Annotated in this window: 7 protein-coding genes; 4 read left to right on the top strand and 3 right to left on the bottom strand. The window is 47.7% G+C overall.

Annotation, left to right across the window (positions count from 1 at the left end):
- Positions 1 to 86: 86 nt before the first annotated feature.
- Positions 87 to 785 (bottom strand): SOS response-associated peptidase, encoded by a 699-nt coding sequence (locus AC1DWN_RS23325; protein WP_477561292.1) that lies wholly within the window; start codon positions 783 to 785, stop codon positions 87 to 89.
- 174 nt (positions 786 to 959) lie between these two features.
- On the opposite strand from AC1DWN_RS23325, the gene AC1DWN_RS23320 reads away from it, so the two are divergent.
- Entirely contained in the window at positions 960 to 2,255 is a 1,296-nt protein-coding gene (locus tag AC1DWN_RS23320) for a DUF2515 domain-containing protein (RefSeq protein WP_477561291.1), read from the top strand.
- A 50-nt stretch (positions 2,256 to 2,305) separates the two neighbouring features.
- On the opposite strand, the gene AC1DWN_RS23315 is transcribed toward AC1DWN_RS23320, so the two are convergent.
- Both AC1DWN_RS23315 and AC1DWN_RS23310 read right to left on the bottom strand, forming a co-directional pair.
- A complete protein-coding gene (locus AC1DWN_RS23315) occupies positions 2,306 to 2,632 on the bottom strand; it encodes a YolD-like family protein (protein WP_477561290.1) in 327 nt (108 codons plus the stop codon).
- Positions 2,629 to 3,894, bottom strand: a complete 1,266-nt coding sequence (locus tag AC1DWN_RS23310; RefSeq protein WP_477561289.1) for a DNA polymerase IV — start codon at positions 3,892 to 3,894, stop codon at positions 2,629 to 2,631. The genes AC1DWN_RS23315 and AC1DWN_RS23310 overlap by 4 nt, the downstream gene beginning before the upstream one ends.
- Positions 3,895 to 4,129: 235 nt before the next feature.
- Between AC1DWN_RS23310 and AC1DWN_RS23305 the strand changes: the two genes are divergently transcribed.
- From AC1DWN_RS23305 to AC1DWN_RS23295, 3 genes are all read left to right on the top strand, one after another.
- A complete protein-coding gene (locus tag AC1DWN_RS23305) occupies positions 4,130 to 4,528 on the top strand; it encodes a DUF3888 domain-containing protein (RefSeq protein WP_477561288.1) in 399 nt (132 codons plus the stop codon).
- Positions 4,529 to 4,656: 128 nt separating this feature from the next.
- Positions 4,657 to 6,204: a spore germination protein gene (locus AC1DWN_RS23300; RefSeq protein WP_477561287.1), complete on the top strand. Its 1,548-nt coding sequence runs from the start codon at positions 4,657 to 4,659 to the stop codon at positions 6,202 to 6,204.
- 15 nt (positions 6,205 to 6,219) lie between these two features.
- Positions 6,220 to 7,428 carry a Ger(x)C family spore germination protein gene (locus AC1DWN_RS23295; protein WP_477561286.1) on the top strand — a complete coding sequence of 403 codons (1,209 nt, stop codon included), beginning with the start codon at positions 6,220 to 6,222 and terminating at the stop codon, positions 7,426 to 7,428.
- Positions 7,429 to 7,508 lie beyond the last annotated feature (80 nt).

Here is a 7,508-nt window from a genome sequence, read left to right as displayed (position 1 = left end):
ACACCTTTCACTTGTTGAAATTGTGGGGAATGTTTCGCTGACCGTTATTGGTCAGCGATTTTTTTTTGATGGATAAGTTTTTCCATTCACCATAGCTCCAATTGCTCGTCTGGCTCTGAAGGCTCGATTAAGGAGCAATCATCGTTCCTGACGCTGCCAACTGCTGCTGGTACGGCATATGCTTCAAGCTCATCAGAGCTGTATGAACACAGCATGGGCGTGAGTGCCGCAATATCTTGAATAGAACGATCCAGCCAGCGAAGTTCATCCTCTGGACGCAGGATGACAGGCATGCGGTCGTGGATTTGGGCTACTAAAGGATTTGGCGTTGTTGTCATGATGGTACAGCTATTTATGGTGGTGCTTCCATCCGGTGAAATCCAAGTTTCGTAAAGACCTGCCATACTAAATAATGCGCGGCTTTTCAGCGCGATTCGCATCGGCTGCTTACCTTGTGATGTCTTCTTCCACTCGTAGAAGCCGTCGGCAGGAATGAGACAGCGCTTGCGGCGAAGCGGTGATTGGAAGGCAGGCTTGCTTGCCGCTGTTTCGGAGCGCGCATTCAGCATGCTCATGCCGAGCTTAGGGTCATCAGCCCAAGGAGGGATAAGCCCCCATTTCAGCTCGCCTAGGCGATTTCTCTGGCCGTCATTTATGATTGCAAGCACCAGCTGGCTGGGAGCAATATTATATTTCGGACGATGGTAGGGGATTGTCGTATCATCAATCCGATATCTGACCATAAGTTCCTCCAGCGTTACTGTAAGCGTGTATCTTCCGCACATCGCAGTTTCTACCTCCGTCTATCGTTTGTCCTTATTATACAACGCGGAGAGGAAGCACGCATCTCGAGACTGGACGGTATGACAGAAGAGAGAGTAGCGGATACTGTTCATTATAGAGATACATTTAAACGTTACATATGGGTGGCTTAAGCTGCACATCGAGGAGCGCTGACGATGGATGAACCAAATAAAAAACGGTCGGATCACCGTACTTTCGTTTACTGGATTAAGCAGCTAATCGAGTTGCCTGGCGCGGCATTTGCATACGCGATTGGCAAATGGAGCGCCATGAAAGCATCGGATCAGATGATTTCCGAAGCGGTTCCACTTCAGCTGTCCTCTGCTTCTGTAGCAAAGCTTGTATCCGCGTGGACGAAGCTGGAGGAAGCGGGGCATCTAGAAGTTGCTGAGGGCTGGAGTAAGCAGGAACAAACGCTTATTGAGCGGATTCAAGCAGAGACAGCTGCTTGCAATCGCAACAATGTAACGAGAACAGAGGCATATCGAGCGGTATATTTTCGCACGCCCGAGCTGCACTGGGCATTGCTGGCACATCTTGTATCCCGCAATGGCGGCTGGAATATGACAGATTTAAAAGGGGAGTGGCTTCCTTGGCTGCTTCGGAAGGATCAGCAGGATGGGGTGTTTCGATTTTTGGAGCAGGCGAATGCGCTTATTTTTCAGGATGCCTATCCTCAGCTGCTGCTGTATGAGTGGAGCTGCCGTGGAGGAAGAAGCTTATTCCACCTGCTTCCTGCCTTGGGTGTTTCCTCTTTTATGACGCCAGTATGGAAGCTGTTTTGGCGGGATCGGGATGCGGTTCCGCTGACGGTTGCGTTAATTGTGAATGAGCAGCATTACATTGAACAGCGAGTTGTGCAGCATCCTTATTTTCAGGAGAAGGTGCTTCAAACGATGTTCTTCGGATTACAGTCGCTGCTGCAGCTAAATGGCGTTATATTTCCATACGGGATCGAACAGAAAAAAGGGACGCTGAAGCTATCGGGTCTTATCTTAGAAAGCTTTGAGCGTCTGGAGGAGCGAATCGAATTCGGTAAGCGGCTGTACGCAATGCTGTTTGGAGTTCCCCGCGTATATGAGGGCGCTCGCAGCTTTGCGGGAGCTGTGAAGCATACGGGTTCAAGGGCGGATTACGCGCTGCATTTGTTCTCTCGTGTGCGACAGCAGCCGCCTCAGAGCGTCTATAAGGAGCGGTTGCTTGGCGAGCGTCTGAAGCCAGGCGCTGAACCGCTTTATAGTCCTGAGCTGGGAGCAGCTTGGAGCGACCAGACGCTAGAGCCGCCTGAGCCAGGTGATTGGTTCCGGTCGGCTAGCGATATGGTGAGCTATTTTCAAAAGCTTCCGCTTCCTAATTCCTTTGAAATAACAAATGAATACGGACTTATGCTGAATAAGATCGAACTTGCGGTGTTAGCCAAGCAGCGCGGAGACTCGACTAAGCTTAGATAGACATAGCGATAGCGGCATAACCATTAGCTGGAGCATACGCTCTTCCATCTCTATTCATCTATTGTTGATCCTTCAATGTCCTTGATCGGATACCACTCACCGTTAATCATGAACCGCTTCTGCAGGGGGTCAATCCGATCAACAATACCATTGACTATCCTCTCTTCAAGGGGGTGGAATAATTGAATGGTTATGATGTGCCGCTGCTTCAGTGAGTCAGTCATTGACCGAGATATATGCTCCCACTCCTGCTCATCAAGCTCCACGCGATGGCGCTGCTTTAAGGAGGCTTCATGTTGATTGATCGCGGCTTTGTGCTCTGGCAGCATCATACGGCTGGATTCCCAGAGGCCGTTTCCTTCAAGCTTCTTTCTCATTTGTAATGTCCCCCAATTTTCTCAGATCGGTGATGGGCTTGCCCGGCGAATGTTATGGAAGCCGCTCTTAAAATAATAGCATCACCGTACTTCAATTTAATGGCATCGGTGGCTCGTTCCAGTGCCGCTGATTTCTCGCGATGCGGATCGAATAAAGAAAGTTGATACTCGTCATCCGTTGAAAACTGCGAAAGACTGACACCAACCTTCCGAACGGGAAGACCGTCCCAGTGCCGCTTTAACAGCTCGATGACAGCGAGATACACCTGATTTGTAACGTTGCTAGGATCGTCCATTTTCATTTGGCGGTTAAAGCCGGTAGGCCGGTCAAAGTCTGCTCCCATACAGCCTACTGATACGACATGCCCCATATATCCTTTGCTGCGGCAGCGCTGGCAGACGAGCTCTGTCAGTTCAAGCAGCACGACCTTAATATCCTCCAGCTTCGCGTAATCACGCGGCAGCGTCATCATATGTCCAATAGCCTTCGGAGCCACCTGATGCGTGCCCGGAGTAACGGGGCTGTCATCTATCCCATTGGCAATACGAGAGTAGAGCTCCGCGTTTATATCGGAGTTTTTGCCGAATTTGCGGCGCATCATCAGCTTTAGCTTCTCTAAAGGCGTTTCCGCCAGCTTGCCGATCGTTTCCATGCCCATCGCGTTAAAATGACGGGTCATTCGGCTGCCGACCATAAACATTTTATTGATGGGCAGCGTCCAAAGCGTCTCGTGAAGCCTATCTTTAGATAGGACGTAAATGCCGGAATCGTTCTTCTTAGCGAAATTGTCACAAGCTGTCTTCGCTAAAATCTTGTTCTCGGCAATGCCGAATCGCGTGTATATGCCTAACTCCGCTTCAACTTGCGCCTGAATGATTCGCGCAAGCTCCTCCGGCGATCCATATAAATGCAGTGAGCCGGTCACATCCAAAAATTGTTCATCAATTGAATAGGGCTCAACTAAATCGGTATACGACTGATAAATACGAGTTATCATCATCGAAACATCAATGTACAGCTGCATCCGGGGCTTAATGACGACTAAATTCGGACACTTAGCGAGTGATTCCCCGAGTCGCTCCGCTGTCGTGATGCCGAAGGACTTGGCGAGTGGACAAGCCGCGAGAATAATGCCGGATCTGCGCTCCGGATCTCCTGCGACTACAATCGGCAATCCGTGATACTCGGGATGGTCGGCCTTCTCCACAGACGCGTAAAAGGATTGGCAATCCGCAAGCATAATGACTTTGTTAAGAGGCATTAGTTTTCACCAGCTCTAACCCATTTTTCGATTGTCATGCTGCTTCCTCCTAATAAGAACGTTTGTTCTTATTATATACGGAACATGTGTTCTTATACCATAGGTTATTTGTGKGTATCATTTACAATAATTAGATAGTGTTCTTCGCTAATGGAATTTGATTGTTTATGTTTTTGAAGATCGCTATGCATACCCCTTCCGCATTATGTAAAAAGTAACCACAAGGGGTGATTGTATGAAAAAATTGACTATTATCATTTCATTGCTAGGCGTTATGATGTTCGCGCAACGAGCCAATGCAGCAGTGGAGAGTGAGATGGATCATTGTCAAAGAGTCGTTCTTACTTTACTAGCACCTGATATACAGGAGCAAATTGAAACCTATTATCAAAGCGAGTTAACGGTATCCCCTACATTCGCACCGTTTCTTGAGAGCTCGGAGCTTGTATATAAATACTACAGCTCCCATATGGAGGTTCAAGTAACCGTAATTCCCTATGTAGGTCCTCACCTCGCTGTAGGTAAGGATATCATCACCTTTCACATAAATAACGATGGAAATACGTCCGTTATCAAATACAAGCATGTGGAAGACTTTGAGCTGCCGCCTAATTATTCAGATATCGTTAAGTAAACATCAAGGCCGATGAGGGGCAAATGATGAAAGCTGGATCAGATGCCTCAACGAATATAGGCTGTCTGTACATATTTCCATCCAAAATACAGCAAAATAGAAGCATCTAGGAAATGAAAGGTGCGGTTATGAACAAACAAAACGCAGGGGCGTTAACGCCATTCAGTCCATCACTATCAGCGAACGTACAAGCTATTCGCAAACGATTCGGCAATAGTGCCGATATCGTTATTCGAATGTTTCGCAGTGATGCGGCTCCTGATCGAGAGCTGGCGATTATTTATATAGGCGGAATAGTCGATTCGGAGACGATCAACGAAAGCGTTATGGAACCATTAATGTCGATGAGGCTGCCCAAGCATGAGTATGTCAATGGCGGCAAGTTGATGGATGCATTGCGCAACTGTGTCGTTTCAATAGGATCGATGCAGGATGTTAGTACATTAGAAGAGGCACTTCAGTATATGACAGACGGCTTATGCGTTATTTTGGCGGACGGAAGCGCAATAGCCTTGACTGCCGATGTCAACGGCGGTGAACAGCGAGGTGTTACAGCTGCACAAACACAGACGGTCATTCGGGGACCTCAGCACGGTTTTGTCGAGAACGTTCGAACCAACATTAGCTTGATTCGTCGATTCATTCGTTCGTCTGACCTTCATGTGCAAATCCACAAAATCGGTAGGCAAACCCATTCGAATGTAGCGGTGCTTTACTTACATGGAACGGTAGATGAGGGCATTCTGAAAGAAGTGTATCGCAGACTGGCGGATATTGATATCGATGGTGTTCTCGAGAGCGGCTACATTGAAGAGTTCATACAAGATGAGACGTTTACGCTTTTTCCGAMCATGTTAAATTCAGAGAGGCCGGATAYGGTGGCAGCATCATTACTTGAGGGACGTGTAGCGATCATGGTTGATGGCAGTCCAATAGCACTTGTTGCACCGACGACTTTTTTTAACTTTTTCTCATCGCCCGAGGATTATTATCAGCGGTTCGATATCGCAACATTCGTTCGCATCATTCGATATGGATCGTATTTCATTTCTATGTTTCTTCCTGCTTTATATATAGCGGTAACGACGTTTCACCAGGAAATGCTTCCAACTACGCTCTTGATTAGCCTTGCGGCTCAACGGGAGGGTATCCCGTTTCCAGGTTTGGTTGAGGCTCTTCTTATGGAAGTAACTTTCGAGGTGCTGCGCGAGGCGGGATTGCGCATGCCGCGTGCGATTGGACCTGCTGTTTCAATTGTAGGGGCTCTTGTGCTCGGTCAATCCGCTGTACAGGCTGGAATCGTCTCGGCGGGGATGGTTATTGTCGTTTCGTTCACTGCCATTTCAAATTTTGTTATGCCGGAATTTAATATGGCTGTTACTTCTCGCATTATCCGCTTCGGTTTCATGCTCATGGCGGGTATTTTCGGTTTTTACGGTATTTTTATTACGGCACTGTTTTTACTGGTCCATCTAACGTCGCTGCGTTCCTTTGGAGTGCCTTATATGTCTCCAATTGCACCTGGCCCGACGAAGGCAGGGATATGGAGAGATGTGTTCGTCCGCCTGCCTTGGTGGGCAATTGTACTGCGGCCGCTTGATTTGAATTTACGTAACCCGAAGCGGCGTCCGAATGGTAAAAAACCACCGGCACAGCGCCATTCAGGCAAGCCGTAGGAAGGAGGAGCGGCTGTGAAAAAATGGAGGTACTTGCTGATTCTGTTCGTTTTCTTGCTGCAAGCTGGCTGTTGGAACCGTGTGGAGCTCAATGAAATTGCAATTGTTTCGGGAACAAGCGTTGATTGGAAGGGGGGGAAATGGGTATTATCGTTCCAAATCGTCATCCCTCAAGCGATTTCAGGTCAGAGCAATGCCGGCAGTTCAGCACCGGTCAATGTATTTTCGACGAATGGGGAGAGCTTTCGAGAAGCTGTAGGCAAGGCGAGCCAAGAAACGTCTCGCCGGCTCTATTTTGCTCACACTCAAATTGTTATTATCGGTGAGGAGGCAGCGCGCAAAGGGATTGCTCCTCTGCTCGACACTTATTTGCGCAACCAAGATTCACGCGAAACGGTAAACGTATTTCTAGCCAAAGGAAGCGGTCGCCGGATGCTTGAGCAGCTTATACCGCTAGAGAAAATACCGGGTGCGGCCATACAGCGTATGATCGCCAATGAAGAAATAAATAGATCTACTTTTCGTCAAATGACGATTCATGACCTATTCTTAGATTTGCTAGGCCCTGTTCAAGCGACCGGTATTCCAGGCTTAATCCTCTCTGGAACAGGTGAGAGCATGGATCGGGCGGATAAACTCACTCATACCAATACGCCGTCTAAGGTTAGATTATTCGAGCTGGGACTAATTAAGGGGGACAAGCTGGTAGGATGGATCTCAAATGATGAAAGTCAAGGGGTTATGTGGCTAGCCAATCATGTGAAGAGAACGACGGTAGCATTTGCTTGTGATGAAAAAAGCAAAAAACAGAAAAAATCATCCATATTAATTAAGCATGCAGCAACCAAGCTGCGGACAGAGCGATCAGGAAGCAAATGGATTATGCATGTGACTGCGACAGCTGATGGAACGCTGATGGAGTACAATTGCGGCGGCGATCTGATGAAGCCTGCACAGGTCGATGTTGTCCAGAAGCTTATTGAAGATGAGATTACAGCAGTAATGGAGAAGGGCTGGAAGGCTATTCGTAAGCATAAAACGGATGTAGTGGGCTTCGGTAATGTTATACATAAGAAATTTCCGAAGCAATGGGCTGAAGTGAAGGATAGCTGGAATGAAGTGTTTCCGCAAACGGAAGTGAAAATAACAGTGAGGGTGAAAGTAAATTCAACGGGTATGAGCAGCAGCGGCTTCAAAAAGGCACAAGAGAAGAATCACTCATAAGTGGAAAGGAGACGTTATGCAGCAAATCGGCAAAAGCCAATTATCAATTTTGATTATAATCTTCCTAATCGGCAGCACAC

It is taken from the genome of Paenibacillus sp. P4_A7, assembly GCF_056402455.1.
This window is presented reverse-complemented; position numbering and strand designations above follow the sequence as displayed.

What these genes read in the sequence shown, in the direction of transcription:
- AC1DWN_RS23325 (WP_477561292.1), bottom strand. Translation starts at nt 785, where the DNA reads ATGTGCGGAAGATACACGCTTACAGTAACGCTGGAGGAACTTATGGTC.
- AC1DWN_RS23320 (WP_477561291.1), top strand. Translation starts at nt 960, where the DNA reads ATGGATGAACCAAATAAAAAACGGTCGGATCACCGTACTTTCGTTTAC.
- AC1DWN_RS23315 (WP_477561290.1), bottom strand. Translation starts at nt 2,632, where the DNA reads ATGAGAAAGAAGCTTGAAGGAAACGGCCTCTGGGAATCCAGCCGTATG.
- AC1DWN_RS23310 (WP_477561289.1), bottom strand. Translation starts at nt 3,894, where the DNA reads ATGCCTCTTAACAAAGTCATTATGCTTGCGGATTGCCAATCCTTTTAC.
- AC1DWN_RS23305 (WP_477561288.1), top strand. Translation starts at nt 4,130, where the DNA reads ATGAAAAAATTGACTATTATCATTTCATTGCTAGGCGTTATGATGTTC.